Source organism: Collinsella sp. AF16-8 (genome assembly GCF_003462695.1).
In the GTDB taxonomy this organism is placed as follows: domain Bacteria; phylum Actinomycetota; class Coriobacteriia; order Coriobacteriales; family Coriobacteriaceae; genus Collinsella.
In genome coordinates this window covers 45101-71530 of record NZ_QRXX01000007.1, presented here as the reverse complement: position 1 = coordinate 71530, position 26430 = coordinate 45101, and the positions used below count along the sequence as shown (strand labels likewise).

21 protein-coding genes are annotated in these 26430 nt (G+C 59.7%); 4 read left to right on the top strand and 17 right to left on the bottom strand.

Annotated elements, in window-relative coordinates:
• Positions 1 to 2: 2 nt before the first annotated feature.
• The 7 genes from DWW73_RS07260 to ileS all read right to left on the bottom strand — a co-directional run bounded on the left by DWW73_RS07260 (position 3) and on the right by ileS (position 9204).
• Positions 3 to 1352, bottom strand: a complete 1350-nt coding sequence (locus DWW73_RS07260; protein ID WP_199413485.1) for a replication-associated recombination protein A — start codon at positions 1350 to 1352, stop codon at positions 3 to 5.
• A gap of 60 nt (positions 1353 to 1412) precedes the next feature.
• Positions 1413 to 2660, bottom strand: coding sequence for a deoxyguanosinetriphosphate triphosphohydrolase family protein (locus DWW73_RS07255; protein ID WP_117779170.1), 1248 nt, complete (start codon positions 2658 to 2660; stop codon positions 1413 to 1415).
• Between the two features lie 31 nt (positions 2661 to 2691).
• Complete coding sequence (locus tag DWW73_RS07250; protein WP_117779169.1) at positions 2692 to 3114, bottom strand: prepilin peptidase; 423 nt, start codon at positions 3112 to 3114, stop codon at positions 2692 to 2694.
• A gap of 81 nt (positions 3115 to 3195) precedes the next feature.
• Complete coding sequence (locus tag DWW73_RS07245) at positions 3196 to 4491, bottom strand: glycosyltransferase family 2 protein (RefSeq protein ID WP_089571721.1); 1296 nt, start codon at positions 4489 to 4491, stop codon at positions 3196 to 3198.
• 82 nt (positions 4492 to 4573) lie between these two features.
• Positions 4574 to 5587: an RluA family pseudouridine synthase gene (locus DWW73_RS07240; protein ID WP_117779168.1), complete on the bottom strand. Its 1014-nt coding sequence runs from the start codon at positions 5585 to 5587 to the stop codon at positions 4574 to 4576.
• The gene (gene lspA / locus DWW73_RS07235) at positions 5587 to 6186 is read right to left on the bottom strand and encodes a signal peptidase II (RefSeq protein WP_233509154.1); all 600 of its coding nucleotides are present in this window, start codon (positions 6184 to 6186) and stop codon (positions 5587 to 5589) included. The genes DWW73_RS07240 and lspA overlap by 1 nt, the downstream gene beginning before the upstream one ends.
• 240 nt (positions 6187 to 6426) lie before the next feature.
• Positions 6427 to 9204, bottom strand: a complete 2778-nt coding sequence (gene ileS / locus DWW73_RS07230) for an isoleucine--tRNA ligase (RefSeq protein WP_369833044.1) — start codon at positions 9202 to 9204, stop codon at positions 6427 to 6429.
• Between the two features lie 509 nt (positions 9205 to 9713).
• Between ileS and DWW73_RS07225 the strand changes: the two genes are divergently transcribed.
• Both DWW73_RS07225 and DWW73_RS07220 read left to right on the top strand, forming a co-directional pair.
• Complete coding sequence (locus DWW73_RS07225) at positions 9714 to 10796, top strand: iron-containing alcohol dehydrogenase family protein (protein WP_117779166.1); 1083 nt, start codon at positions 9714 to 9716, stop codon at positions 10794 to 10796.
• 514 nt (positions 10797 to 11310) lie between these two features.
• Positions 11311 to 11913, top strand: a complete 603-nt coding sequence (locus DWW73_RS07220; protein WP_117765683.1) for a Type 1 glutamine amidotransferase-like domain-containing protein — start codon at positions 11311 to 11313, stop codon at positions 11911 to 11913.
• Between the two features lie 114 nt (positions 11914 to 12027).
• Here DWW73_RS07220 and DWW73_RS07215 read toward each other — a convergent pair whose 3' ends face one another.
• From DWW73_RS07215 to ftsH, 3 genes are all read right to left on the bottom strand, one after another.
• A complete protein-coding gene (locus tag DWW73_RS07215; protein ID WP_369831449.1) occupies positions 12028 to 12255 on the bottom strand; it encodes an IS3 family transposase in 228 nt (75 codons plus the stop codon).
• A 177-nt stretch (positions 12256 to 12432) separates the two neighbouring features.
• Positions 12433 to 12924: a DUF523 domain-containing protein gene (locus DWW73_RS07205; protein WP_117765687.1), complete on the bottom strand. Its 492-nt coding sequence runs from the start codon at positions 12922 to 12924 to the stop codon at positions 12433 to 12435.
• Positions 12925 to 12999: 75 nt separating this feature from the next.
• Complete coding sequence (ftsH, locus tag DWW73_RS07200; RefSeq protein ID WP_187364973.1) at positions 13000 to 14892, bottom strand: ATP-dependent zinc metalloprotease FtsH; 1893 nt, start codon at positions 14890 to 14892, stop codon at positions 13000 to 13002.
• A gap of 101 nt (positions 14893 to 14993) precedes the next feature.
• Here ftsH and DWW73_RS07195 point away from each other — a divergent pair, with 101 nt between their 5' ends.
• Positions 14994 to 15470: a cob(I)yrinic acid a,c-diamide adenosyltransferase gene (locus DWW73_RS07195; RefSeq protein ID WP_117774246.1), complete on the top strand. Its 477-nt coding sequence runs from the start codon at positions 14994 to 14996 to the stop codon at positions 15468 to 15470.
• Positions 15471 to 15555: 85 nt separating this feature from the next.
• Here the strand turns inward: DWW73_RS07195 and DWW73_RS07190 are convergent, their stop codons facing one another.
• From DWW73_RS07190 to thyA, 4 genes are all read right to left on the bottom strand, one after another.
• A complete protein-coding gene (locus tag DWW73_RS07190; protein ID WP_117779164.1) occupies positions 15556 to 16905 on the bottom strand; it encodes an MATE family efflux transporter in 1350 nt (449 codons plus the stop codon).
• Between the two features lie 125 nt (positions 16906 to 17030).
• The gene (locus DWW73_RS07185) at positions 17031 to 17945 is read right to left on the bottom strand and encodes an RNA methyltransferase (protein WP_117779163.1); all 915 of its coding nucleotides are present in this window, start codon (positions 17943 to 17945) and stop codon (positions 17031 to 17033) included.
• Positions 17946 to 18054: 109 nt separating this feature from the next.
• Positions 18055 to 18573, bottom strand: coding sequence for a dihydrofolate reductase (locus DWW73_RS07180; protein WP_117779162.1), 519 nt, complete (start codon positions 18571 to 18573; stop codon positions 18055 to 18057).
• Positions 18574 to 18582: 9 nt separating this feature from the next.
• Positions 18583 to 19431, bottom strand: coding sequence for a thymidylate synthase (thyA, locus tag DWW73_RS07175; RefSeq protein WP_117779161.1), 849 nt, complete (start codon positions 19429 to 19431; stop codon positions 18583 to 18585).
• 166 nt (positions 19432 to 19597) lie between these two features.
• Between thyA and DWW73_RS07170 the strand changes: the two genes are divergently transcribed.
• Positions 19598 to 20362: a DUF134 domain-containing protein gene (locus tag DWW73_RS07170; protein ID WP_117779160.1), complete on the top strand. Its 765-nt coding sequence runs from the start codon at positions 19598 to 19600 to the stop codon at positions 20360 to 20362.
• Between the two features lie 120 nt (positions 20363 to 20482).
• Here the strand turns inward: DWW73_RS07170 and ffh are convergent, their stop codons facing one another.
• The 3 genes from ffh to smc are packed head-to-tail and all read right to left on the bottom strand — an operon-like array spanning position 20483 to position 26422.
• Complete coding sequence (gene ffh, locus DWW73_RS07165; protein ID WP_117779159.1) at positions 20483 to 21958, bottom strand: signal recognition particle protein; 1476 nt, start codon at positions 21956 to 21958, stop codon at positions 20483 to 20485.
• Positions 21959 to 21968: 10 nt separating this feature from the next.
• The gene (gene ftsY, locus DWW73_RS07160) at positions 21969 to 22886 is read right to left on the bottom strand and encodes a signal recognition particle-docking protein FtsY (protein ID WP_117779158.1); all 918 of its coding nucleotides are present in this window, start codon (positions 22884 to 22886) and stop codon (positions 21969 to 21971) included.
• Positions 22886 to 26422: a chromosome segregation protein SMC gene (gene smc, locus DWW73_RS07155; protein WP_117779157.1), complete on the bottom strand. Its 3537-nt coding sequence runs from the start codon at positions 26420 to 26422 to the stop codon at positions 22886 to 22888. Before smc ends, ftsY begins: the two co-directional genes overlap by 1 nt.
• Positions 26423 to 26430 lie beyond the last annotated feature (8 nt).

Genomic DNA, 26430 nt, shown 5'->3' with positions numbered 1-26430 from the left:
AGTTACTTCGGAGCATTCCCGCTCCGGTCGCGTTCGCTTTGCTCCACACGCCACTCTTCCCAACCGCGGCCCGCAGGCTGCCAGAACGCGCCGCGCTCCAGCCCCTCGGGCAAATAGCGCTGATCGACCCAGCCTTCGGGATAATCATGTGGATACTTGTACACACCATATTCATCGCTGCCCGGACGATGACGATCGCGCAGATAGCTCGGCACCTCACGCAAGCCACTGCTATGGATATCGGCCAGCGCCGCATCGATCGAAGCCTCGCACGCGTTGGACTTGGGCGCCAGGCACACATAGAGTGCAGCCTGAGCCAGGTTAATACGACACTCGGGATACCCAATGACCTCGGCAGATTTAAACGCAGCGTGCGCTATAAGCAGGGCCTGCGGATCGGCGTTACCGACGTCTTCGGAAGCATGGATCATGATGCGTCGGGCGATAAACTTGGGGTCCTCCCCCGCATCGATCATGCGCGCAAGCCAATAGATGGTGGCATCGGGGTCGCTGCCGCGCATGGACTTAATAAACGCACTAATGATGTCGTAGTGCATGTCACCGTTTTTGTCATAGGTAAAGCCACGACGCGGATTGGCAATCTTTACGTCATCCACGGTAATGGGATAGCGCTCCCCCGCCGTCGGTGCAGGCGTACCCTCGGTATCAGGGCGCGTCACGGCGATCTCACTTGCCAGCTCGAGCGTCGTCAGAGCCGAGCGTGCATCGCCCGCAGCCAGCGTGCAGATGGTCTTAACCGTATCCTCATCGGCCGAGAACTTGCCGTTCAAACCCTGCGGCGCCTCGAGAGCACGCTCAATGAGCGTGGCGATATCCTCGTCCTTCAGGTGATCAAGCTCTACCACGCGCCCACGCGACAACAGTGCGGAGTTGACCTCGAAGTACGGGTTCTCGGTCGTGGCGCCAATCATAATGACGGTACGGTTCTCAACCGCATGCAAAAGCGCATCCTGCTGCGACTTCGAAAAACGGTGAATCTCGTCGATGAACAAGATGGTACGGCGGTCATACGTATTCAGGCGCGTCTTTGCCTCGTCGATCACGCGACGAAGGTCCTTCACGGTACCCGTGACGGCGCTGACCTCGACAAACTCACTCTTGGTATGGTTGGCGATAATATGCGCCAGCGTCGTCTTGCCCGTACCAGCCGGGCCGTACAGAATCACGCTCGACAGCACGTCATGCTCAATCGCGGCGCGCAGCCACGAGCCCTTACCGACGGCCTTTTGCTGGCCCACATACTCGTCGAGCGAATTGGGGCGCATACGCACCGCAAGCGGGGCATTCTGAAAAGAGCGCTCGCGCGTCGAAGCAGAAAAAAGGTCGTCCATAGCCATCCCGTGCATCAATCAAAATCGTTGTTGACCAACAGTATACCGAAAGGATGCGAACTACCGTTCGTTAATATAGGTGCGGTGCGGAAACTTTAGACCTGGGAACAATTTGCTCGTCAGCTCGCAGAAATAACCATCCGTCATGCTTGCGATGTAATCGACGACGGCCTGATCCTTGTCGTCCTGCCAAGCATAGGTGCGGCCATAATAGGAAAGCTGCTGCTCAATACGCGAAATGTGGTGCTTAAAGATGTAGGATGACTCGTCACCCTCGTATATATCCTGCAGGCAACGGTCGTAGAGCTTTTCGAAGGCCTCGCGCAGTTCCGCTTCGGAGTCGCCTTCGATACCGCCCTTGCTATAGATCTTCTCGTAGTTCTCGCGCTTAGCCCGGCGGATCTCCTCAAACAGGTCCTCGCTCATCTCGATACGCGGTTTGCCGTAGCTATGCTCAACGATATCGATGGAAGCGTGCGTGAGAATCCAGCTGTTATAGGCGCCGCCCCGACCGTCGTCAAAAGCGTCGGGCGACAGCAGGCCCGCCGCAATGGCGTCCTGGCGATCGCGCCCAACGTAGGCAAGGATATCCGAGATGCGAACCACGCAACCCTCGAGTGTCATGGGACGCAGGTGCTCAATCGCGCTATAGCCAGTGGCAATGCAATCCTCGACAGTTCGGTCGAACTGGTCAAAGGAACTCATGTCCGAAAGCTCAAAAACACGCTGTTCGTACTCGCCGTTATGGCACAGGACGCCGTCGAGCGTCTGGAGCGACACGTTGCGGCCATACAGCGCATCGAGCACGCGGACCGACTGCACGTTATGGAAAAAGTAGCGACCCGTGCGCTCGTGATAGATATCGTTGAGAAATCGCTCACCGGCATGGCCAAAGGGCGTGTGGCCCAAGTCGTGGCCCAGGCCAATCGCCTCGATCAGGTCGCAGTTGAGCCCCAGGGCGCGGCCGATATCGCGTGCGATGCGCGAGACAAGCTGCACGTGCAGGCCACGACGCGACAGGTCGTCGTTGCTGCGAAAACTGAAGACCTGTGTTTTGCCGGCATAGCGAGTGTACGCCGGAAGATGAAGAATCTTTTCGGTATCGCGCATAAACGCCGGACGCATGAGCGTGCCCTCGTCTGCGGCTCGATCAACGCGACGGATGACCTGGTCATCGTCGCAACGGTACGGGTTGACATAGCCCGAAGCACGATCTGCGGCAATGCGCTCGACAAGTTCGGGCGATAACGCCGAGGGAATACGGTCCATGCGCGCCTTAATGACGGCCGTTTCTTGATTAGATGCCATGGCATGCTCCTTAAGAAGGATGCGCAATCGGTTACAATGTGCAGCCCACGACCTCGATTATGGCAAAAATCGGCACCAAAAACGGCAGCAAAGGCAGAGAACGCGTTTTTGCGAAGAGGCAGGAGAGGGCCAGCACCAGGAGCGCGACGGCAAATGCCACGATGCCGCCCAGAGGGTCGAGCGTGCAAAGGGCAAAGAGCGCCTTGGCGTCCCCCATGCCAATGCCGGGAGCGTGGCGAACACGACGCCAGAGCAACTCGGTAAGCACAAGGGCAAGGCAGACGATGAGAGCAAGACCGGCATGGTCAAGCGCCGTGTTAACGCCCTCGTCGAGCCAGACGCCTGCAAACGCCGCCACCGCACACGCACCGGCAAGCGCATTCGGAAACCGCCGCTCACGGGCATCAATCGCCGCGCCGGCAAAGATGCAAATCCAAAACGGGATATAGACCATCGAACACCTCCTTGGGCAGCAGCTCAAACGCAAAAACCACCACAAAGGTGCCTGTCCCCTTTGTGGTGGTTTTGGTGGTGGTTATTTGGCGCCTTGCATGACCTCGTCGAGGGTAACGCTTACGGCGTGCTGCGTCGGCACCCAGTCGACCTTTAGGAACAGAGCAGCCACCGTGATGGGGATATAGCTGAACATAAAGATCGGGAAGGTAAACAGGTTGGTCACCAGACGCCACTTTTGCGCGCAGTGAATATGCTTGTACTCAAAGATGGTCGTGAGCAGCGCAAGGATAAAGAAGGTCTGGTACATCATCGCGAAGGTCATAATGAGCGAGGCGGCACAAGCCTGCATCTCGACTTCGGTAGCCAAGAAGCCGTGTGAGAGTCCACCCACGATGAGGAACGTCGCGTTGGCGAGCATGGAAATCAGGGACAGAAGCATGCCCGGAGCGATGGTCATAAACATGTCGTAGGCGGCAAAGCGATGGTAACGGAAGGTCGACTTGACCAAGTGCTTACCATATGTAAAGAACACCTGATAAAAGCCCTTGGTCCAGCGCATACGCTGCTTCCAGGATGCCTTGAACGTCACGGGTTGCTCGTCAAAGAACTCTGCCGGCGCATAACCGATGCGGATGCCGTGAATGGCGCAGAACGTGGTGAACTGAATGTCCTCGGTCAGCGTGTGGAACTGCCAGCCGTGCATGCCCTCAATAACACTGGCGGAGATGAGGTAGCCCGAACCCGAGACGGCGCAAGAAGTCTTGCAGATGTTGCGCGCGTTGTTGAGAAAGCGTGCCTCGCGCAGATACCAGGTGGCATTAGCTGCCGAGATCCACGAGCTGCCGAAGTTCTTGGAGTTGCGGTAGCTTGTGACCACATGGAAGCCCTGGTCAAAGGCGTCATTCATCTTGGATACGTAATCGCGGGAGATAACGTTATCGGCATCGAAGATAAAGTAGCCTTCGAAGGTGTCGGGATACTCGTTAAGGATGCGGTCGAAGCCAAAATCCATGACCCAGCTCTTACCCTTGCGGGCCAGGTCGTTGCGTTCATAGACAATGGCGCCCGCCTCGCGCGCAAGCTGCGCCGTGTTGTCGGTGCAGGCATCGGCGACCACGAAGACCTCGATGAGCTCGGAAGGATAATCCTGATCCTTGATGGAGCGAACGAGGTTGGCGATCACGGCTTCCTCGTTATGCGCCGCGATAAAGAAAGCATACCGGTGGAGCTTTTTGGCCTTGGGAGGTGCGACCTCACCGCGCAGGGCGCCAATAACAAAGAAGACCACCTGGTACAAAAAGCAGACCGTGAGCAGCGTAACCACAATCTGGTTAAAGATCACGATGGGCGTGTTGGTTTGTAAAAAGGCGAGCATGCAGGCTCCCAGGAACGCGTTACGTAAACAACCGTATATCTTACCGCAGGCTAGGGGCGTTCAAGAAACCACCTAATACTAACTAGGCTTCGAGAAGACCGAGCTGAGGAACGATCTCGTCGCCGGCAGCGGTGCGGCCAAGCGAACGCGGAGCCAAATCGTCGAGAACCGCAGCGAGATCCCACGGCAGCTCGTCGCGGCACTCAATGCGCTCCCCCGTCACGGGATGGTCGAACGCCACGCGCCAGGAATGCAGGAACTGCCTGGTCAGGCCCTGATCAGCGCGCGCATCGCACTTGCCGTAGAGTGGATCGCCCACGCAGGCATGGTTGATATGGCGCATATGCACGCGAATCTGATGTGTGCGGCCCGTAAACAGGTGGCACTCGACGAGCGTGTAGCCGTCGTCGAAGCGTGTGGAATCGAAGCGCTCGAGGACCTTAAAGGTCGTAATGGCCTGGCGCGCGAAAGGATCGACCGAAACCGCCATCTTGACACGGTCGCGCGTAGAACGGGCAATGCCAGTGTTAATGGTGCCCTCGTCCATGGCAATGTGGCCGTGGACGAGCGTAATGTAGCGGCGGTCGAGCGTGCGCGTGCGGATGAGATTCTGGAGCGCGCGCTGGGTGTCGTCGTCTTTTGCCGCGAGCATAAGGCCCGAGGTGTCACGATCCAGGCGATGCACGATGCCGGGGCGGTCCTCGCCCTGCACGGTGCCCAGATGGTCAATGCCACAGTGATAGACCAAGGCGTTCGCAAGGGTGCCGCTCTCGTGGCCATGGGCGGGATGGCACACCAGACCGCGCTGCTTGGAGAGCACGATGAGGTAGTCGTCCTCGTAGCGGATATCGAGGGGAATGGCCTCGGGAATCACATCGGTGGGATCGTGCGGCTCGGGCAAATCGACCGAAATACGGTCGCCGGAGCGCACGGCATACTTTTTTGACAGGCATGTCTCGCCGTTGACGGCAACGGCACCGCCCTCGATCAGATGCGCGCAGGCAGAGCGCGTAGGGCAGCCGTCATTGGCGCCCAGATAGGCGTCAAGGCGCTGACCAGCGGCATCGTCGGCAACAAGGATATGGATGTCGGCCATTAGCGCTCATTCCTTTCGCGAATCTTGCGGGCACGCTCCCCACGCTGCTTGGCTTTGCGCTTGGCGCGGGCCTCGTCACGAGCGTTAAGCTCGGCGGTCGCATCGACCTCACGGGCCGCAGGACTCAAGAACATGTAGCCGATGAGGGCAAGCACCACACCGACCGTAATGCCGACATCGGCCACATTGAAGACGGGGAAGTCGATGAAGGTGGTGGCAATAAAATCGGTCACAAAGCCAAAAGCCAGACGGTCGATCGCATTGCCAATGGCGCCGCCCACGACCATAGCCATGCCCACAACCTCAAAGCGAGCAAGCTGGGGCGCGCGAAGCAAGTACACCGCGATCGCAACGATAACGACAAACGCCAGCACGGCAAACGCGAGGCCATGTCCCTCGCCCATGCTAAAGGCAGCACCGATGTTACGCACGAAAAGGAAGTCGATCACACCGGGGATAACAGTCACATGTAGAGCATCGCCGACGGCACGAACCGCAAGCTTGGTCAGCTGGTCAACAAGCAGCACGGCCAACGCCACGCTACCAGCAACACCCAACCGCCAACGCAAAGGCGGCGTCATATCCGCAGAACGACCCAAATCAATCCCCTACCCTCAAAAACATCGAATTACGTTTAACGCAAATCAATATCTTATATTGACCAGCAACGAAATAGCCGATGATTCGCTACCAACAGCGAAAACCCGCCAGAGCGAGCAAGGTGCCTTGAAGCAAGGCGGCATAGACCTTCTGGTCATGCCGCCGAAGCTGAAAGGCAGATTGCCGCTCTGGCGGGTTTGCAGCGTCGAGCCGTTACGCGGTTTGGTAAAACCGCGTAACTAGAGTGCGTTCGCACACCTCTCGCAGATGTGAGCGTGACCGTTGTACTCGCCAACGGTGGTGCGGTAATTCCAGCAACGGTCGCAGCACTCGCCCTCGGCAGCCTCGATGGCAACGGAGAGGTCCTCGCCCTGGGTCAGTTCAACAGCGGAGACGATGTAGAACTCGGCCAGGTCGACGGCCTTGTCGCCGGTCAGCAGCGCATACATCTCGGCGGGAACGACTGCCTTGACGCGGACCTGCTGGCTCTTAGTGAAGGTGCCGGCGGAGCGGGCATCCTCAAGGGCCTTGGTCACGGCGCTACGGAGCTCGAGCGAAGCCTCAAGCACGCCCTCAAACTCATTGGCCTCGTCGACCGTAATGGGCGACTTATACCAATCGAGCAGCGCGGCGTACTTCTGGTGATCGACGCAGCCGGTGGGTGCATAGGCCATGGCCTCGTCGACCGTGTAGGACAGGATCGGCTGCAGGTCGCGCATGAGCATCGAGAAGAGCTCGGCAAGCACGGTCTGGGCGCTCCGGCGCTCGAGCGAGCCGGGCTTCTCGCAGTACAGACGGTCCTTCAGGGCGTCGAGATACACGTTGGACAGCTCGGTAACCACAAAGTCGTAAAGCGCACGGTAGGCGCGCGGGAACTCGTAGCTAGCGTAGGCGTCGTCGACCTCGGCCTGGACCTGGGTCAGGCGGGCAACCATGAGCTTGTCGAGCGGCAGCAGGTCGGCAAAGGCGACGCCGTCGGTCTCGGGCTCAAACTGACCCTCGAGCTCGGAGAGCAGGAAGCGCAGCGTGTTGCGGAAACGACGGTAGGCATCGGACGTACGAGCAAGAATCTCGTGGTCGATGGACACGTCGGAGCTGGTATCGACGGAAGCAACCCACAGGCGGATGATGTCGGCGCCCATCTCGTCACAGACCTTGTTGGGGTCGATAACGTTGCCGAGCGACTTGGACATCTTACGGCCCTGGCCGTCGAGGGTGAAGCCCTGCGAGACGACCGCCTTGTACGGAGCGTGGCCGTTGGCGCCCACCGAGGTGAGCAGCGAGCTCTGGAACCAACCGCGGTGCTGGTCAGAGCCCTCGAGGTAGACGTCCGCCGGGTACTCCAGCTCGGGACGGTACTCGCAGACGGCCTTCCAAGACACGCCGGAGTCCCACCACACGTCAAGGATGTCCTTATCAGCCTTGAGGTGATGGCCACCGCACTTGGGGCAGACGCAGGCCTCGCCCAGATAGCTCTCAGGAGCGTCGGTGAACCAGGCGTCGGAGCCCTTCTCGTGGAAGAGCTTAATGACGGCGTCGAGCGTGGCGTCGTTCATGACCTTCTCGCCGCAGTCGGCGCATGTGTAACTGGGGATAGGCACGCCCCAGTTGCGCTGGCGGCTGATGCACCAGTCGGGACGCTGCTCGACCATGGCGCCGATGCGGTTGGCGGCGTGAGCCGGATACCACTTGACGTTCTCACGGACCTCCTTGCCAGCCTGCTCGCGCAAACCGGTCTTGTCCATCGAGACGAACCACTGGTCGGTAGCACGGAAGAGCACCGGGTGCTTGCAGCGCCAGCAGTGCGGATAGCTGTGCGTGATCTTCTTCTCGAGAACCAGGGTGCCGCGCTCGCGCAGGAACTCGATGATGTGCGGGTTGGCCTCATCGGTATCCATGCCGCTGAAGGGGCCGCCGGTGCCAAACTCCTCGCCGGTGTAGAACTTGCCGTCGTCATCGACCGGCATGCAGATGTCGGTGATGCCCTCCTTGAGGCAGGCGAAGTAGTCGTCGACGCCGTGGCCGGGCGAGTTGTGGACGATACCGGTACCGTCATCGACACCGACGTAATCGGCCAGCAGCGCCACGCCCTCAACGCCGTCAAAGATCGGCTGCTTGTAGTGGATGTGGTGGAAGGTCTCGGCGGAAACCACGTAGGGCTTGCCATCGACCATGACCGGGGTGTACTCCCAGCCAAACTCCTCACAACACTTAGGAGCCAGGTCCTCGAGCATGACCTCGGCACGGCCCTCGTGCTCAACGGCGACATAGGCGGCGCCGGGCTTAAGGGAAACGGCCTGGTCGGAGGGGATGGTCCACGGCGTGGTCGTCCAGATGATAAAGTCGACCGGGCCGTCGAAGTTCTCGAGGCCGGCGGGCTTGGAGGTCATCTCAAAGCGCACGAAAATGGACGGGCTCGTCTCGTCGGAGTACTCAATCTCGGCCTCGGCCAGCGCGGTGTGGCAGTGCTTGCACCAGTGAACCGGCTTGTGGCCGCGATAGATCATGCCCTTATCGAACATGGCCTTGAAGACCTCGATGTCGGCGGCATCATGCTGGTGATAGAGCGTCAGATAGGGGTTGTCCCAGTCGCCGAGCACGCCCAGGCGACGGAAGCCGGCCTTCTGCAGCTCGATGTTCTCGACAGCGAACTTGTTGCAGAGCTCGCGGATCTTAGCCGTGGAGGTCTGGTTGAACTTCTCGGTGCCGAGCTTCTCCTCGACCTTGTGCTCGATCGGCTGACCATGGCAGTCCCAACCGGGGACGTAGGGAACCTCATAGCCCTGCATCATCCAGTAGCGGTTGATCATGTCCTTGGAGATCTTATTCATGGCGTGGCCGATGTGGATCGGACCGTTGGCGTACGGAGGGCCGTCGTGCAGCACGAACTTCTTGTGACCCTCGTTCTTCTTCAGAACCTGCTCGTAGACCTTGTTGTCCTGCCAGTCCTTGAGTCGCTTGGGCTCGGAATTGGAAAGACCGGCACGCATGGGAAAACCGGTCTTGGGCAGATTCATCGTCTGCTTGTACTCGTTTGCCACGGTACCCCTTTCATGTCGTGGGCGCGCACGCCCTCTGGGCACCAAAAAAGCGCCCGTCCCTACAAGCTGGGACGAAGCGCCACAAACGGGCTGCACGCCCGCAAAAGCTCTTCGCTTAACCACCCAGCTTAGATGCCATCGCCCGCGTATTCGCGCGCTCGCATCCGTTACTCGGCTGGTCTGTATCGACGACCATCTCGGCGATGTCTACTAAGACGAACCTACGCGGCACGTCCGTTGGGACCGCAGCTCCGGGGTGATTTTCATCGGTCGCATGCACGGGTTCTCAGCGCTCCCCGCTCTCTGTAGCATGCGGACGGCCGACTACTCGTCCCCATCAACGCTTATGCGGAGTATGCTAGCACGTTCCGCACCGGCGAAAAACCCTCAACACTGGTTTTATACGTTCGAAATTTCTTGCGGCCGTGGACCTTCTCTTGGAGCAAAATACCTGTAAGCACTTTATCGAACGAAAGAAGATTGCTATGCGCACGATCGGAATGAGCGACTATACCGTTGGCGAAGACTGCTTTGACGAGCTGCACGGCGCGTTGGCCGAGTACGGAGCAACCAAGGTCGCCATCATTGGTGGTAAACGAGCACTGGCCGCAGCACTTCCCGGTATCGAAGCTGCGCTGGCAGGTACCGACGTCGAGATTCTGGAGACGCGCGTCTACGGCACCAACAGTACGCGCGCAAATATCGCCAAGGTCGTAAACTCCCCTGCCTGCCAGGAAGCTGACGTGCTTATCGCATGCGGCGGCGGCAAGGCGCTCGACACCGTGAAGACCGCAGCTATCGAGCTCAAGAAGATTGTCTTTACGGTACCGACGATCTGTTCCAACTGCTCCGCCGCGACCGCCATTGCCGTTGTCTACAACGACGACGGCTCGCTCGAGGGCTATTCGTACCCTAACCGACCTGCGCACATCTTCATCAACCCCAAGATCATCGCCGAGGCTCCGGCGGAGTACTTCTGGGCCGGCGTGGGTGATGCCCTGTCCAAGCAGCCCGAGGTCGAGTACGCCACGAGCGCCGGCAACCTGGAGCACACGGCAGGCCTTGGCCTAGCACTCGCACACACCTGCTCCGAGCCGCTGTTTACCTATGGCGTGCAGGGTCTTGAGGACGTTCGCCAGAACCTGTCGACCGAAGCCGTCAAGCAGATCGCGCTCGATATCGTGGTCAACACGGGCTACGTCTCCAACCTGACCAACCAAAACGATTACTACTACAACTCGAGCGTGGCGCACGCGTTCTACAACGCTTCCTGCAGCATTCCGCGCGAGGGCTCCTACCTGCACGGCGAGGTCGTGAGCCTGGGTGTGCTGGTACTGTTCGCCTATACGGGCGATACCGAGAACCTTGAGCGCTACGCCGCCTTTAACAATCAGATGGGCCTGCCCGTGACGCTTGAGCAGGTCGGGCTTTCCGAGGCTGATATCCCTGCCCTGTGCGAGTACGCGCACGCCACCAACGAATGGAAGCAAGGCAACCCGGAGCCCTTCACCGACGAGAAATTCGCCGCCGCCATCAAGGCCGCCAACGCTTACGGCCACACGCTCTAGGACTGACCCAAAACCACCACAAAGGGGACGGGCACCTTTCTGGTGGTTTTTTATTGCTCCAGCATTCAGTTCGTACTCGAACCCGATTCTTTACGAGAAAGGGTTCGGGTACGTTTTTTGTTTATCGGAAATTCTGCGGAAGGACTACTCGGAACGGTAAACAGAAACGAACAGAGGCAGGGTATCATCGTGGTGATGGTATCCTGCCTTTTGTTTTGCAGGATCAAGGTCGCTTTATGCGAACTTGATCGCCACTTATATGGCGCATTGATGGCAATTGCTTCGTACGTGCATACCGGGAGCCTGTACACCTCTGGCAAGGCGTAGCACACTAGACTTTGTTCCAAAGTCCGTGTGCTAAGGGGGCAGGCCCCTTAGAATTCCTGTGGAGTGTGTACGCACGTACGCAGGAAAACGGCAAAATTTCGCTATATCAGGGCGTTCTTTCATTGGAGAGTATGGTATACACGGCTTAGTTCAACAAATAAGAATTTATATATAAAGGAGAATACTGATGAAACTGTTTTTATGTTCTCACTTTTCAAGTGTAGGAAGTCTGATTAAGGAAGAAGTTGAAAGTAAAAAAGTCGCATTTATTCCAACAGCTTCGCTGCGTGAAGGCTACACCGGTTATGTCGGCTCGGCTCGAAAATTATTCAAAAAGTTGGGAGCAATCGTAACTGAAATTGATATTTCAACGGAGGCTTATTCAACGATACAGTCTCTTTTTGAAGATGCGGATGTGATCTATTTTACCGGCGGAAATTCTTTTTTCCTTATAGACCAGCTCCGTAAAACGGGAACGGATGAGCTGTTGAAGAAAGAATTGGCAAAAGGAAAACTGATGATTGGTGAATCGGCAGGTGCGATTGTATGCGCTCCAAGCATCCAATATATCGAGCAAATGGATGAAAAGCCGGAGGACTACTCACAAGAAGATGATGCAGGGCTTAATTTGATTGATTTCTATGTTCTTCCGCATTTTCTTACAGCACCATTTAAGAAAGTTACCGAGAAAATAATAACTGAGTTTTCGGATTTGAATCTATGCCCAATTAACAATCGTCAGGGAATTGTAATTGATGGTGAAGGTTCAAAGGTTATTTGCAAAGAGTAATTTAAAATTCCAGTTTGCTGCACTCGTTCCTAGCAGGGTTTGAGGCAGGCACGCCCCAACAAGAAGCCGTCCCAAAGGGGCAAGAATGGGGACTGCGGACGATTTCTTGGACCGTTACGCGGCCCTTCCCAGCGCGGAGCGGAACTCGGCCGGCGTGCGGCCGCCGAGCGCATCGCTGCGCCTCTCCGTATTGTATCGGCCGATCCAGCCCCCGAGTTCCTCGATGAAGCGGGCGGGGGTCCAGTCCGACCAGTCCCTGCCGTGCCAGAACTCCTTCTTGAGCAGGCCGAAGAAGCCCTCCATCGCCGCGTTGTCCGGGCTGCAGCCCTTGGCGGACTGGATTGGCTACGCTGATGTGGACAGTTCCGGGAGAGGCGCAAGAGACGGGAAGGCCGTGTGCGCGTTCCTGCGCGAGGGCCGTGGGGAGGGGCTGCCTGGGTACGGCGCCTGTCAACTCGGTCTACGTCTTTGATGACCGGGTCGTACTCAATATCAACTTCACGGATGATGCCAAAACGGTCACCCGTGAGGAAGTGTTGGGTTCGAGTGCTGTGGACAATGTTCCAGCATGCTGGGATCGAACTCGCTAGCCGGAATCACACGGTACCCGTGACGCAGCAGCAGATCGACAAAAACACCATTGCCCGCGGTGAGCGTACCGCTAAAGGTGCCATCGTAGACGTGACCCGTACCGCACGAGGGGCTGCGGTCCTGCAAAATGCACGCAACGATCTCGGACGGGCCGCCCGCCTGCTCGCACATATCGAGCGCGCGCTGAGCACCCTGGCGAAACTCGCGATCGACCGAGATGCCCTCGCAGGTACAAACCTCGCCATTCACAATCTCGGACGGCTTGCGCGGTGTGGGCAAGCCGCCAAAAACCTCGGGGCACACCAACAGGACCTCGGTCCCTGTGCGTTCGCAGGCCTCGACCAACGCGCGATGGTAATTGTCGAGCCCGTTATATTTGCAGCTCTCTCCCATCAAGCAGGCACTCACCACGATCTTCATACATATCCCTCCCAAACAAAACGCCCCATTTGAGATAGAAACTCAAATGGGGCGTTCGACGTTGTGCAACCAGCCTTACTGCTGCTTTGGCATCAGCGGATTCTCGCGCGTGAGGAGATTCATGAACTCCTCGCCCGTGATCGTCTCCTTCTTGTACAGATAACGAGCCAGCTCATGGAGCTTAAACTTGTTCTCTTTGAGGATCTGCAGGGCGCGGTCATGTGCGTCCTCGATCAGCTTGGCGACGATCGCGTCGACGCGCTCGGCCGTACCGGGGGCACAGGTGAGCGACGTGTCCTGGTTGAGGTAGGCATTCTGAACGGTACCGAGCGCCATCATGCCAAACTCTTCCGACATACCAAAGCGCGTCACCATGTTGCGGGCGAGCTTGGTGGCCTGCTCGATATCATTGGCCGCGCCAGTCGTCATCTCACCAAAGATGAGCTCCTCGGCAGCACGTCCGCCGCAGTAGACAGCGAGCTTGTCGAGCACCTCCTGGCGCGTGGTCAAGAAGCGCTCGTCCTCCTCGACCTGCATGGTGTAGCCCAGAGCACCGCTCGTACGCGGCACGATGGTGATCTTCGTAACCGGCGCAGAACCCTTCTGGCGGGCGGCAACGATGGCATGGCCGATCTCGTGATAGGACACGACCTGTTTCTCGTGATCGGACAGCACCGTGGACTTACGCTGCTGGCCGGCGATGACGACCTCCACCGACTCCTCAAAGTCATCCTGCGTGGCGCGCTTGCGACCCTCGCGGACAGCGCGCAGGGCGCCCTCGTTGATGATGTTGGCCAGGTCGGCACCCGAGGCGCCAGGCGTGGCGCGGGCGATCGCGGTCAGGTCGATCGGCGGCTGCGTCTTCACGCTCTTGGCGTGCAGTTCAAGGATATTCTTGCGACCGGTCAGGTCGGGCAGCTCAACGGGGATGCGGCGGTCGAAGCGGCCGGGGCGCAGCAGGGCCGGATCAAGGCTGTCGGGACGGTTGGTCGCAGCGAGGACGACGATACCCTTGTGGTTATCGAATCCATCCATCTCGGTCAGCAGCTGATTGAGCGTCTGCTCGCGCTCGTCGTTGCCACTAAAGCCGCCGCCATCGCGCTTCTTGCCGATGGTATCGATCTCGTCGATAAAGACGATGCACGGGGCCTTTTCCTTGGCCTGCTTAAACAGGTCGCGAACCTTAGCGGCGCCGCGGCCGACAAACATCTCAACAAACTCAGAACCAGAAATACTAAAGAACGGCACGCCCGCCTCGCCGGCCACAGCCTTGGCGAGCAGGGTTTTACCGGTACCCGGAGGGCCGACAAGGAGAGCGCCGCGTGGCAGTTTGGCGCCGATCTCCTCGTAGCGCTGCGGCTTCTCCAGAAAGTCGACGACCTCCTTGAGGGACTCCTTAGCCTCTTCCTGGCCGGCGACATCCTTAAAGGTCACGCCCACGTCCTTGGAGGCGATCACGCGCGCGCCGGACTTGCCCAGTCCGCCGCCGCCAAAACCACCGCCGCCAAAGTTCATCGACGGACCGTCATCACCCATGGCCTTCTTCATGCGGCGGTTGAGCCACCAGCCAATCAGGAAGAAAATCACCATGGGAAGAATGAGGGTGAGCAGGTAGTAGGTCATCAGGCCCGAGTTCTTATCGGGAACGACCGACTCAAGCGAAGCACCGGACTCAAGCACGCGATCGGTAAAGCCCGCGTCATTCGGCACACCGGTCGTCTTGTAGGCGATATTCTCGTCCTCGCCCTTCTTGGTGTAATAAATCGTGTAATCGTCCGTGTTGTACTCGACCTTGTCGACGCTCTTCTTATCGAGCGCTTTGACAAACGTCGAGTAATCGGTCTTCGTAATCTGCTGCGTGTGACCGATGTTGGGGAACAGAACGGTCGAGAGCACGAGGTAGACGACGAAGGCGATGAGCACGTAGAGGATCATATTCCGTCTACGTTTATTGTCATCCATCTCCATCTGCTTGAACTCCATCTACTGGGGTTGATAATTTTTTCTAGAATACCCAACCCGGACGGCGATAAACCGACGCCGGGCACGAAAGGACAGAGAAGGCATCACTGGGAGTCGGCAAGGTTCAAATCTATACGGGCGACGGCAAGGGCAAGACGACGGCTGCGCTGGGGCTTGCGCTGCGCGCCACGGGCTATGGACTTAACGTACTCATGCTTCAGTTTGCCAAGAAGCTGCACTGCGCCGAGCATGATGCGGCGCCCCGTTTAGGTCTGCGCATCGTACAAGCCGACCGCGACACGCCCGAAGCCTGTGCCGCACAGATCATGGAGCTGGCGCGCGAGCAGATTAGCCAGGTCGACGTGCTGATCTTGGATGAGCTGGGAGAAGCCATGCGCCGAGGCTTTGTGACGCGCGAAGATGTCGAAGCGTTGATCGCAATGAAACCGACCACCACAGAGCTCGTGCTCACCGGCCGCGGCTTGCTGCCACTGGCCGATCTCGCGGACCTAGTAACCGAAATGCGCCCCGTCAAACACTACTTCGACGAAGGCCTCCTAGCCCGCCAAGGCATCGAATACTAAATGATCCGAAGGGGACGGAGGAAAACGGATCATTTTGCCTTATCGCCAGGTCAATGATCCGTTTTCCTCCGTCCCCTTCGGATCATTAGGCGGTGGCGCGGCCGAGCCAGTTGCCGCTGTGGTGGTAGATGGTAAACATCGTGGCCGTGATTAGCCAAGTTACGGGGTAAACCAGCAGCAGGTGCTCAAGCGACGGATCGAACGGCATAATCGCAAACACCCAGATCACCCTGAGCACGACGGTGCCAAAAATCGTGAGCATCATAGGCTGGAAGCTCACGCCAGCGCCGCGGATGGAGCCGGACGCGTTTTCGATAATCGAGAAGATCGCGTAGAACGGCGCGATGAAATGAAGAATCGTCGTGGTGTAGGCCGAAATCGAAGCATCGTCGACAAACAGACGCGACAACGGACCCGAGAACACCAGTAGCACGGCAGACAGGCCACCAATGAGCATAAACGACAGCACAAGCGACGTATGGTAGCCCTTGCGCATGCGCTCGTAGTTGCGCGCGCCAAAGTTCTGTGCCGAGAACGTGGTGATCGAAACGCCAAGCGCCTCGGTAACCATCCAGATAATGCCGTCCAGGCGACCGGAAAGACCCCACGCCGTGGTGACATCGGCACCAAACGAGTTGACCGACACCTGAATCAAAACGTTGGAAATCGAATACGCAGCAGACTGAAAGCCAAGCGGCAGACCACACGAGATCATGCTCTTACAAATGCCAGGATCAATGCAGAGTTTGGACAGTGAAAGCCGCCACGCACCCGGAGCGTGCATCATACGAATCACGATCATCGTGGCGTTGGAGCAAATGGTCAGCGCCACCGCGATGCCGCAGCCCAGAGCCTCCATATGAAGCACGGCAACGAAGATGACATCCAGCACCGCATTAACAAGGCAGCCGGAAGCAATGATCACAGCAGGACCGCGTGTGTCGCCCACGGCGCGCAGCAGCGCCGTTCCCATATTGAGCAGCAGCGCCGCAACCATGGCGGCAAAATAGCAACGAGCATAGGCCACGCCCTCGGCCAATAGTTCATGCGGCGTGTTCATAAGTACCAGCATGGGCTCAACGAACACTATGCCAAGAATCGAGAAAACGATACCGCCCACCAGCGCGAGCGTCATGGCCGTATGGACCGAACGACTCAATCGCTCATCATCGTGCTGACCAAAAAACTGACCGGTAATGACCGCGCAGCCAGCGCCAACGCCAACGCAAAAGCCAATGCAGAGCTCGGTGAGCACCATCGTGGCTTGAATGCCACCCAGCGCGAGCTTGCCGCCAAACTGGCCGACGATATACGTACCAATAAGCGTGTAAGCCTGCTGAAAAAACGAGCTAAAGAAGATAGGGACGCACAGCGACAGCAGCTGCTGCCAAATAACGCCCTGCGTTACATCGATAGCCGTAGATTTCTTAGCCACACGCCCTCCCCACCAGCGTACGTCAAACAACAAAACGGCAATTTAAGACCAAAGCCAATACCAGCTTAGCACCGACCGACGTCGGCCGAAACGCCCCGAACCAGAGCCCGGTGCTAACTATCTGCCTAGTGATACAGCCCCGGCTGGTAGTGGTACTCGTTGCTCACATGCGGGCACAGCTGCCAAAAGGCAACAGCGCTTGCCGCGGCCACGTTGAGTGAATCGACCCCATGCGCCATCGGAATACGCACGGCGCGGTCGCAGCCTGCAATGGTCTTGGCGCCCAAGCCAGCACCCTCGGTGCCCATAAAGATTGCCAGGCGGTCAATCTCTTGGAGCGCGGGATCGTCCAGCGACACCGAATCATCCGTCAACGCCATAGCGGCACACGAAAAGCCGGCATCGTGTAGCGCCGCCAGCCCATCATGCGGCCATACGCGCGCTTCGCTGCCAATGCGTGTCCAGGGCACCTGGAACACCGTGCCCATGCTCACGCGGGCCGAACGACGATACAGCGGATCACAACACGTAGGACTGACCAAAATGCCGTCGACGTTGAGCGCGGCCGCCGAGCGGAATATTGCGCCCACATTGGTATGGTCGACAATGCCCTCGAGCACGCACACGCGCACCGGGCGCTCCCCCGCCGCCTCGACGACGCCGCCCAAGAACTCATCAACCGGAATCTGTCGCGGGCGACGAAATGCCGCGAGCGCACCGCGCGTCACATTGAAGCCCGTCAGCTGCTCCATGAGCTCCATGGAGGCAACGAACACAGGAACCGGACCCGCGCCCTCGCGCACAACCAGGCGCTCAAACAGCGGCATCATCTGGTCGAGCCAGCGCTCGCCCAAAAGAAAGCTCGCCGGCTCGTATCCGGCGCGAACCGCACGTTCGATGACCTTGGCACTCTCGGCGATAAAAATGCCCTTCTGCGGCTCCAGCACGCAGCGCAGCTCACGCTCGGTCAGTCGCACGTAGGCATCAAGCCGCTCGTCCTCGAGCGAATCGATTCGCAGCACCTCAACGGCATCAGTCATAGCAGCCAGCCCGCACCTTTCTTTACAGCGCATCTATACCAAACGAGGCGACGCTAAGCGCCGCCCCATGCATTCAAACAATCCGATGATACCGTTCACGCCGGACGATTTACGCCTCAACGCGACGATACGTTACGAACTCATAATCGACACCCTCGTCGCCCTCGCCCGAGGCAATCGTGGCAACACCGCCACGCCGCGCAATCTCCCACGCGGGATCGGCATCCAGATCGGGAAAATACGTATCCACGTCATGCACGCAATGGTTATGCGTAACCTCGGCCTCGGCGCAATACGGCAAAAACTGCCGATACACCTCGCCGCCACCGATCACCCACGCAACGGGCTCATCGGCTACCGCGGTGAGCGCTTCGTCGACGCTATGCACCACGTCGACGCCCTCGGCAGCAAAGTCCTCATCGCGCGTGAGCACGATATTACGACGGTTCTTGAGCGGACGCCCGCCGGGAAAACTCAGCAGGGTCTTGCGCCCCATAATAACCGGGCAACCTTTGGTGCACGCCACAAAATGGCGCATGTCGGCGCGATTGGAAACCACCATGTCGCCCTCGCAGCCAATGCCCCAGTCGTCACACACGGCAACGATGGCAGAAAGCTTACACGTCATAAGCGCCACCTACACCGCGATGGGAATGTTCTTGACCTGCGGGCCGTGCTCGTAGCCCTCGACGATCAGGTCGTCGGTCGTAAACGCATAGAAGTCATGCACGTCGGGGTTCAGCGAAACCTTAGGCGCCGCAAACTGCGGACGCTCGATAAGCTCGCGGACGATATCGACATGGCGGTCGTAAATATGAGCATCGGCGATCACGTGCAACAGCTCGCCGGGAATCATATCGACCGACTGCGCGACCATCATGAGCAAAATGGCGTACTGGCACACGTTCCAGTTGTTCGCGGCCAAAATGTCCTGGCTGCGCTGGTTGAGAATCATGTTGAGCGTGGGCTTGTCATCCTGCGGGTGCTGCGTGACGTTATAGGTCACACTGTACGCGCACGGATACAGGTGCATCTCGGATAGGTCGCTAAACACGTACGTGTTGGTCATGATGCGGCGGCTGTACGGCGTATGCTTAAGGTCGTACAGCACGCGGTCCATCTGATCGAAGTCACCCTCGGCATAATGGCTCTTCTGCCCAATCTGATACCCGTAGGCCTTGCCGATGGAGCCGGTCTCGTCGGCCCACTCATCCCAAATATGACTGTTGAGGTCATGCACGTTATTGGACTTCTTTTGATAGATCCATAGGATCTCATCCATGGCAGATTTGAGGGCCGTGCGACGCAGGGTAAGCGCCGGAAACTCCTCACGCAGGTCGTAGCGGGCCGTGACGCCAAAGTTTTTAATGGTATAGGCAGGGGTGCCGTCCTCCCACACCGGGCGGACCTTTTGGCCCTCGGTGGTGGTGCCATGGTCCAGAATATCGCGGCACATGGTTACAAACTGTTGATCAGCCTTGCTCATTGACCCTCCTGTCAGTCGCCTATAAGCGAGATTCATTGTAGCCCAGGCACATGCGGCCCCACAGCCCAAACATAAGCCCTCAATTTCTGGCATATGCCAGAAATTCATTGCGTAAATCTGCGCATTCGCTATTCTATTGTTGACATATGTCAGATAAGGAGAGCACATGGCAGGAAGACGCGAAAAACTGCGCCGCGTCGGGATCATCCCCGAATACCGCGGCTTTACCCCTGACGGCCTAGCCAGCGGAGACGCCATCGACATGACGGTCGACGAACTCGAGGCACTGCGCCTGTGCGACCTGGAAGGCCTTAACCAAGAGGCAGTCGCACAGCAGATGGGTATCGCGCGCGCCACGGTGGCGGCTATTTGCAGCCGCGCGCATCGCAAGGTGGCAAACGCGTTGGTCAATGGTCGGGCGCTCATCATCGAAGGCGGCAATATCGCGTACTCCCCCATTACCACGGCAACGGCCGTATGGCCAGCAAAGGAGATCGACACCATGAGGGTGGCAACCACGTACGACAACGGCAACATCTTTATGCACTTTGGCCGCAGCGAGCAGTTCAAGATCTACGACATTCAGGACGGCAAGGTACTCAACGAGCAGGTCGTGGGCACCGGCGGCACCGGCCACGGTGCCCTTGCGGGCCTGCTCGCCAACGGCGGCGTGGACACGCTCATCTGCGGCGGCATCGGCGGTGGCGCCATCAATGCGCTCGCCCAGGCCGGCATCACCGTCTATGCGGGAGCCCAGGGCAGCTGCGATGCGTGCGTCGAAGCCCTTATCGCCGGCACGCTCGCACAGGTCGGCGAGGCCACCTGCGACTGCCATGGTCACGACCACGAGCATTCCCATGAGCATGGCGAGTCCTGCGGCTGCCACGGCCATCACGAGCACGAGGGCCACGAGGGCTGCGGCTGCCACTAACGGCACGGCACCGCGAGCTCGGGGCGCGATACTGAACGCAATCCAACAATCAAAGCCAACAACAAAGGCCACCCGGTAGCTTCCGAGTGGCCTTTGCCATATCAAGCTGGAATTACAGCTCTATTTCTTATTACGCATCTGCGCTTCCATCTGGCGCAGCAGCTCCATATCGGACTTGGGACCGCCCATTCCCAAGCCACCCATGCCGCCCAGGCCCATGGCGTCCAGGCCGGGAATATTGGGCATGCGCATCTTCTTGCCCTTCTTACCCTTCTTACCCTTTTTGCCGCCGGCCTGTGCCTGATTGGCCATCGTGCGCATGCGGCCCATCATCTTATTCATCTCGCCCCACTGCTTCATAAGGCTGTTGACCTCGGTGGGGGTTACGCCAGCTCCCTTGGCAATGCGGGCGCGGCGCTGGCCGTTGATGATGGAGGGACGCAGGCGCTCCTCCTTGGTCATTGACATGATGATGGCCTCGTTCTTATCGAAGATGCGCTCGTCCAGGTTGCCGCCCATCTGGTTGAGCGCGCGCTGGCCGCCGGGAAGCATACCCAGGATGCCCTTCATGCCGCCCATCTTCTTGACGGCCTTCATCTGGTCGAGCATGTCGTTCATGGTGAAGCCCTCGCGCAGCATGCGCTCGGCAGCCTCGAGCTGCTCGGCGTCGGCCGCCTCCTGGGCCTTCTCGATGATGCCGACGACGTCGCCCATACCCAGGATGCGCTTGGCCATGCGATCGGGATAAAACGGCTCCAGCGAGTCGGGCTTCTCGCCCATACTCACAAACTTGATGGGCTTGCCGGTCACCTGGCGCACGGAAAGCGCACCGCCGCCGCGGGCATCGCCGTCGAGCTTGGAGATGATAACGCCGTCAAAATCGGTGCGCTCGGCAAACGTCGAGACAACGTTGACGATATCCTGGCCGGTCATGGCGTCGACGACCATCAGCACCTGGTCGGGCTTGACGGCCTTCTTGATGTCGACGGCCTCCTGCATCATCTGCTCGTCGATCTGCAGACGACCGGCGGTATCGACGATGACCACGTCACGCAGGTGGTCGACGGCCTCCTGGATGGCACCCTTGGCAATGTCGACCGGGTGCGCGCCGTCACCGCGGAAGACCGGCACGCCAATCTCGCCACCGAGCGTGGCCAGCTGGTCGGCAGCAGCGGGACGATAGACGTCGCACGCGGCGAGCAGCGGCGAGCGGCCCTGCTTCTTGAGCAGGTAGGCAAGCTTTACGGCAGCCGTGGTCTTACCGGAGCCCTGCAGGCCCACGAGCATGATGACATTGGGAATGCGGTTACTAAAGACGAGCTTGCTCTCGGTGGAGCCGAGCATCTCGGTGAGCTCGTCGAGCACGATCTTAACGACGTTTTGCGCCGGCGAGAGCGACTCCATGACCTCGGCGGTCATACAGCGCTCTTTGGTCTTGGCGACGAACTCCTTGACGACCTTAAAGTTGACGTCGGCCTCGAGCAGCGCCATGCGAATGTCGCGCATGGCCGAAGTAATATCGGCCTCGGTCAGCTTACCCTTGCCGCGCAGGCGGTCAAATGTGTCGTTGAGGCGATCGCTCAGGGAATCAAACACTAGTCACTCCTTAATTGGACTCGCCCACCAGGGCGCGGCAGAAATCTTTTGCATTAAACTCCTGCAGGTCATCGACCTGCTCGCCCACGCCGATGCGCAGAATCGGGAGCTTGAGCTTCTCGGCCACGGCCATGGCGATACCGCCCTTAGCCGTACCGTCGAGCTTAGTCATGATAATACCGTCCAGGCCCAGCGCCTCGTTAAACTCGAGCGCCTGGTTCAGACCGTTCTGGCCAGTGGCGGCATCGATCACAAGCACGACCGAAACGGGCATGGGACCGGCGGCCATATTGGCGGCGCGCTTACGGGTCACATTGACCACCTTGGCAAGCTCGCGCATGAGCTCGGGGCTCGTGTGCAGACGACCGGCGGTATCAATGAGCACCAGGTCGCTGCCGCGCTTATCGGCCTCGTCGAGCACGTCATAGCACACGCTCGCCGGATCGGAGCCGCGGTCACGCTTGATGACGGGCACGCCGGCACGCTGGCCCCACACATCGAGCTGCTCGATGGCGGCGGCGCGGAAGGTGTCGGCCGAACCGATCACCACGTTCTTGCCGCGGGCGGCCATGGCGCTCGCAATCTTGCCGACCGTCGTGGTCTTGCCGGCACCGTTGATGCCGACAAACAGCACGCAGCTCGGCGTGTCGGAAAACGGATCGCGCTCAACAGGCACAAAATGGCCCTCGAGCTGCTCGGCCAGGGCGCGGCGAAGCTGCGGGGCGGTCTTGAGGTTCTTCTTGGCAGCGGCGTCGCGCAGGTCATCGGAGACCTGAATGGCGACCTCGGCACCCATGTCACCCATAACGAGGGTGTCCTCAAGGCCCTCCCAAAAATCCTCGTCGACCTCGCCGCCAAAGTAGAAGACCTCGTTGAGGGCCTCGCGGCTGCGCTCAAGTCCGCGCGAGAGTGCGTCAAAAAATCCCATTATGCATTCACGACCTTTCCGGTTTCGCGATCGAGTTTTTGCGAGACGACGCGACTGACACCGTCGGCTTGCATCGAGACGCCGTAGAGAACGTCAGCATCCTCCATAGTACGGCGCTGATGCGAGATTACCAAGAGCTGCGTATCGGAACGCAGCACATCGAGGGCGCCGATGAGCTTGGACAGGTTGGCGTCGTCGAGCGCCGCCTCGACCTCGTCCAGCACATAGAACGGCACCGTGCGCGTACGGTATACGGCAAAGAGCAGGGCGAGCGCCGTCAGGCTCTTCTCGCCGCCCGACATGAGCATCATCTTGGTGATGCGCTTGCCGCGCGGCTGCGCCACGACCTCAATGCCCGTCTCGGCCGGATGCTCGGGGTCGGTCATCTCCAAATGTGCCTGGCCGCCCGGGAAGAGCATGGCGAAGATCTCGCGGAAATTCGCATCAACCTTCTCAAACGTCACCAGGAAGGCTTTACGCATCTTGCGGTCGATGGCCACGGTGATCTTGGTGAGCGCCTTGCGCGCGCTCTCAAGATCGGTCAGCTGCTCCTCGATGTAATCGGCGCGGCGCTTGAGCTGCTCGTACTCCTCCATGGCAACCTGGTTCACGGGGCCCAGGTTGTTGATCTGGCGCGCGAGTTGATTAAGCTCGCGCTCGGCGGCGTCGCGATCGGTGGGCGCCGGCAGCATGAGCGCTTCCTCAAGCACCGTGGTGCCATCGGCGGTGATGGCCTTGATGGCAGCCTCGACCTGCACCTCGAGCTTGCCGCGCGCCACCTTGAACTCATTTTGCGCTGTGGCGGCAACATCGACCCGCTCTTTGGCGCGGGCGACCTCGGTCTTGGCGTCCTCGATGGTCTTCTTAAGCGAAGCCGAGTCCGCCTCCTCAAGCGTTGCCTGATCGCGCAGGCGCGCAGCCCAGTCCGAGGCGCGCTCCAACAGGGCGGAATAGCGCTCGTGCATGGGATCGACGCGAAGGCGCAGCAGCTCGAGCGAGCGCGAGGCCTGACGCGTCCCGCGGATACGACGGTCGATACCCTCCAGACGATGCTCAAGATCGGGCACGCGGCCCTTCAGCGAACGCAGGCGCTCGCTCGTCTGAGCCAGGCGTACCTTAGCGTCGGCGAGCTTACCGGCGGCCTCGGAATCGTCACGGCGCACGCGGTCGAGCTCGTCATTGGCCTCGGCAATCTGCAAGCCTAAGTCGCTCGCCTGCGCACGGGCCTCGTCACGCGAACGGGTAAGTTCATCCACGCGCGGACGTGCGGCACGAACGGCCTCGGCAGCCTGCTCGCGGCGCTTGGAAATACGCACGCGCTCGACTTCGCCATTGTTGGCGCTTTGCTCCAGACGGCCGATCTCGGACAACAGGGAGCGACGCTCGCCCTCAAGACGGGCGATCTCGCCAGCGGCATCGCCCTCGGCGGCACGGGCCTCCTCGACGGCGACGTTGGCCTCAACGACTTGGTCCGAAACATGCTCAAAGATAGCAGCCAGATCGGGCTCCAAGCCCTCGAGCTCACGGATGCGGCGCTTGCGCTCCAAGGCACCCGAAGCCTCGCCGGCATCGAGCCCCACACGCACCAGGCCACCACAGCTCACGCGGGCGCCATCGGGCGTCACGTAGGTCACACCGTCAACGACGGGCGCGGCCAGTGCGGCAGCCAAGTCATCGACAACGTAATAGCCGCCGAGCAGTGCCTCGACGACCGGACCGTAGCCCGCACGCACGGACAGGCGATCGACCAGGCGGGAACCGGCAGCGCCCTTAGCGGCAGCAGAGGCGCTCACACCGCGCGCGACCAGCAGCGCCTCGCCCGAGGCCTTCTTCTGGTCCAGAGCGGCACGACCGGCACGCTCAAGCGCGGACGCATCGTCGAACAGCAGCGCATCGATATCGCCGGCGAGCAATTGCTCAACCAGGCCCTCAAGCTCACGCGGGGCCTCGAGCACGTCGCCCAGACGACCCGAGACATCGTCGCCCAGCGCACCCATCAGACGGCTCACCAGCGGCGAGCTGTCAGCCATGCGGGCATCGAGCTTCTTTTGGCTGGCAAGCTCCGAGCGTACCTCGGACAGCTTGTTGCGCGCCTCGCCCTCGCGGGCACGCAGGTCCTTGAGGGCAGCGCGTGCCGTCTCGGTGGCCTCGCGCGCATCGCTCTGGGCCTGACGAGCCGCCTCAAGGGCGCTCTCAAGCTCCTCGGCACGGTCGCGGCGGCTCTCAAGCGATGCCGTGACCTCCTCGAGCTGGTCATCAATCTGCTCCAGGCGCGAGGCATACATGTTGTCCTCGACCTCGGCATTGGAAAGCGAATCCTTCACCTTGGCGAGCTCGAGCGCGGCGTTATCGGCCACACGCTGCACATCGCGCTGCTCGCGCATGAACTGCGAAATCTGCGCATCAAGCGCCACGCGCCGCTCGTGGAGCTGAGCGGCGGCAGGACCAGCGGCGTCAACGTCCTCCTGGGCCTGCATGTGCGCGCCGGTCACTTCCTCAAGCTGCGCACGCGCGTCCTCGAGCTCCTCTACCACGCGACGACGCTGATGCTCGGAGCTCGAGATCTGGCCGCGCATGTCGGACAGGCGCGACACCATGTTGTGGCCCTTTTCCTCGAGCAGGCGCATATCGGAGTTAATGCGGCCGACCACGTCTTGCATATGGCGGCGCTGCTCGCCCAGATCGCCCACAAACAGGCCCTTTTCCTCGAGCATGACCTGGAGCTTCTCGAGCTCGCGTTCCTTTTCGCCCAAGCGGTACTGCGCAAGCTCCAGCTCGGCGGCACCTTCCTTGGAGCGGCTCTCCAGGTCGTTCCACTGCGACTGCAGCGAACGCAGCTCGTCGACGGCTAGCATCTGCGTAAGCTCGTTCGCGCGCGAGGAAAGCTCTTTGTACTTGCGCGCGCGATCGACCTGACGCTCCAGGGGTCGCAGCTGACGGGCGATTTCCTTATTGATGTCGCGGGCACGCGTCAGGTGCTCGTCCATCGACTTAATCTTTTTGAGCGCACGCTCCTTGCGGCGCTTGTGCTTGGAGATGCCGGCAGCCTCCTCGATGAGGGCACGGCGCTCCTCGGGGCGGCTCTGCAAAATGGCGTCGAGCTTGCCCTGGCTGATGATGGAATGCGTATCCTTACCCAGACCCGAATCGTGCAGGATGTCCTGAATGTCCATCAGGCGGCACGGACTCGAGTTGATGAGGTACTCGCTTTCGCCCGAGCGATACATGCGACGGGTGATGGCGACCTCGTCAAAATCGACGGGTAACACATGGTCCGAGTTATCGAGCACCAGCGTGACCTCGGCGACACCCACCGGCTTGCGAGCCGACGAGCCCGAGAAGATGACATCCTCCATGGCCTGGCCGCGCAGCTGCTTGGCGCTCTGCTCGCCCAGAACCCACAGGATGGAGTCGGAGATGTTCGATTTTCCCGAGCCGTTGGGACCGACGATGACGGTCAGGCCCGGCTCAAACGTCATATGGGCGCGGTCGGCAAACGACTTGAACCCTTTGAGCGTGAGGGACTTGAGATACACGGTTCCTC